Origin of the sequence: Devosia sp. (assembly GCF_034675085.1) — a bacterium.
Taxonomy (GTDB): Bacteria; Pseudomonadota; Alphaproteobacteria; order Rhizobiales; family Devosiaceae; genus Devosia.
On record NZ_JAUCDN010000403.1, the window covers coordinates 1 to 2,508 of the forward strand.

A 2,508-nucleotide genomic window follows, 5' to 3' on the forward strand; every position below is an offset into this window, starting at 1 on the left:
TCATCGTCCCAGGTGATGGCGATGTCGCCCAGATATTTGCCGTACTGATTGGCCTGCACCACGGGGACTTCCACGCCCTCGGGGTTGGTGACCATGGTGGGATAGGGGCCGGCGGCGCCTTCGGCGGTGTTGGAGAGCAGGGTGTGGCTGTGCCCGCCCACGATCACGTCGACCAGGGGCAGGGCGGCGGCGACCTGCATGTCCTCATTATAGCCGATATGGCTCAGCAGGATGATCTTGTTGACGCCGGCGGCGTCGAGCGCCTCGGAGGCGCCGCGCACATATTGGATGACATCGTGGAATTCCACGTCGTCGCCCGGCGAGGCGATCTCGGGGGTGTCCTCGGTGGTGGCCCCGATGATGCCGATCTTTTCCCCGCCGATCTCGACGACGATGGAGCCCTTGATCTTGCCGCGCAGGTTTTCATCGCGCGTCACGTCGAAATTGCCGCCGATGATGGGGAATTTCGCCGCATCGATGAATTTCATGAATTCCTCGGGGCCGTCGTCGAATTCATGGTTGCCGGTGGCGACCACGTCGAACCCCATCTGGTTGAAGAAGTCCGACACCACCTTGGACTTGTAGGTGGTGTAATAGAGCGAGCCCTGGAAATTGTCGCCGGCCGAAAGCAGGATCGAGTTGGCGCCGTCATATTTGGCGCGGGTGTCGTCGATGATGGTCTTGAGCCGGGCAATGCCGCCAAAGCATTTTCCGGCGGCATCGTCTTCCTCGTTGCAATTCGAATCCGAACTGGTGATCGGATCGAAGCGCGAGTGGAAATCGTTGATATGCAGGATGTTCAGCGTGAACTCGGCATAGGCGGCGCTGGAGAATCCGGCGCAGAGCGTGAGCGCGGTGGCGCCCAGCAACAGTTTTTTCATCCCTGTTATCCTTTTCAGCTCTTGGCTTTCGACCTGCCGGCGCCGGGCGATTCCGGCCCATCCCTCATGGACTCCGGCTGCGTCGGGAACAGTTAACCAGCAATTGATGACAGGTGAAAGTGGACCATTGGGCCTATTTCCCAATCTTTGCCATCAAGGCCGGGTTTACCATATGCGAGGACAGGCCGATTTCGGCGCCTCCGCGTAAACCACAAGGCAAGGCCGGCTGGCGCATGCAGGGGCGACAAGCCTCTTCCAAGCCTCTTGCGAGCCGCCCAGAAAGACCCCGATGAGCACTTCCCTCGAAAGCCTGATGCGCGACATGGACCGGAGCGCAGCGCCGCCGGCATGGAGCGGTTTTCTTGGCTTCGTGTGCGTGGGCGGGGCGGGGGCGCTGGCCTTCGTGGCGCTGAGCAGCCTGTTCATCGGGCTGGGCACGGGCCTTGCCGACTGGATGGTCAACACGCTCTGCTATGGTGCGCTGATCGTGCCGGTCTATTCTCTGCATCGGCGGTTCTCCTTTCATTCGGATGCGCCCCACGGGCAGGCGATGCCCCGCTACATGGCGGTTCAGGCCATGGCGCTGGGGCTGGCGGCACTATTCTCGCTCCTCATCCATGGAGCGACCGCCATGCCGACCCCGGCCGCCTCGACGCTGGTGATCGTCTTGACCTCGGGGGTCAATTTCCTCGTGCTGCGCAGCTGGGCCTTTGCCCGCTCGCACTGGGCCGTTCAAGCGGCCTGACAAGAGCGGGCTTACAATACCGATCCAGTAGGGTAATCTCCGCCCCGGTTGATTTGCGGGGAGCTGCGGCATGAAAAGCGCATTGATCGTCTATGGCGGCTGGGCCGGACACGACCCGGAGGAATGCGCCACCATCTATCGGCGGTGGCTGCATGAGGACGGATTTTCGGTGCGCATGGCCACCGAAACCAGCGCCTTCGCCGATCCGGCAATCCATGATCTCAACCTCATCATCCCCATCTTCACCATGAGCACCATCGGCAAGGAAGAGGTTGAGAACCTCAGCCGCGCGGTGCAGGAAGGGGTGGGGCTGGCCGGCCATCACGGCGGCATGAGCGACGCCTTCCGCGATTCGGTGGACTACCAGTTCATGGTGGGCGGGCAATGGGTGGCCCACCCGGGCAACATCATCGACTATACCGTCGATGTCGCCGATCCGCTCGATCCGGTCATGGCCGGCATCAAGTCCTTCCCCTACCGGTCCGAGCAATATTACATGCATGTGGATCCTTCCAACCATGTGCTGGCCACCACCACCTTCAGCGGCGCGCATGCGCCCTGGATCGATGGGGTGAAGATGCCGGTGGTGTGGAAGCGCCAGCACGGCAAGGGCAGGGTGTTCCATTCCACGCTCGGTCACAGCGTCAAGGAATTCGAGGTGCTGGAAATGGCCACCATATTGCGGCGCGGCATGAACTGGGCGGCGCGCGACGAATAGGGTCAGGCCCCTCGCTCCAAGGTGAGTTGAAACCCGCTCCGAATTGGCGTCGTATGGCATGCCGGGAGGAGCGGGGATGGATCAGGAAGCCGGAGCGCCGCCGAAGGGACCGCTGGTCTATCGCCAGTCGGCCTGGACGCGGTTGACCCATTGGCTGTGGGCGC

3 protein-coding genes are annotated in these 2,508 nt (G+C 62.2%); 2 read left to right on the forward strand and 1 reads right to left on the reverse strand.

The window, feature by feature from the left end; translation table 11 throughout:
• A partial coding sequence (locus tag VDP82_RS16950; protein ID WP_323016003.1) for a metallophosphoesterase occupies nt 1-881 on the reverse strand: 881 nt, incomplete at its 3' end.
• A 289-nt stretch (nt 882-1,170) separates the two neighbouring features.
• Between VDP82_RS16950 and VDP82_RS16955 the strand changes: the two genes are divergently transcribed.
• Both VDP82_RS16955 and VDP82_RS16960 read left to right on the forward strand, forming a co-directional pair.
• Nucleotides 1,171-1,626 carry a GtrA family protein gene (locus VDP82_RS16955; protein ID WP_323016004.1) on the forward strand — a complete coding sequence of 152 codons (456 nt, stop codon included), beginning with the start codon at nt 1,171-1,173 and terminating at the stop codon, nt 1,624-1,626.
• A gap of 70 nt (nt 1,627-1,696) precedes the next feature.
• The gene (locus VDP82_RS16960; protein WP_323016005.1) at nt 1,697-2,344 is read left to right on the forward strand and encodes a ThuA domain-containing protein; all 648 of its coding nucleotides are present in this window, start codon (nt 1,697-1,699) and stop codon (nt 2,342-2,344) included.
• Nucleotides 2,345-2,508: the final 164 nt, after the last annotated feature.

Coding starts and splice junctions, on each gene's coding strand:
- VDP82_RS16955 (WP_323016004.1), top strand. CDS start 1,171: ATGAGCACTTCCCTCGAAAGCCTGATGCGCGACATGGACCGGAGCGCA.
- VDP82_RS16960 (WP_323016005.1), top strand. CDS start 1,697: ATGAAAAGCGCATTGATCGTCTATGGCGGCTGGGCCGGACACGACCCG.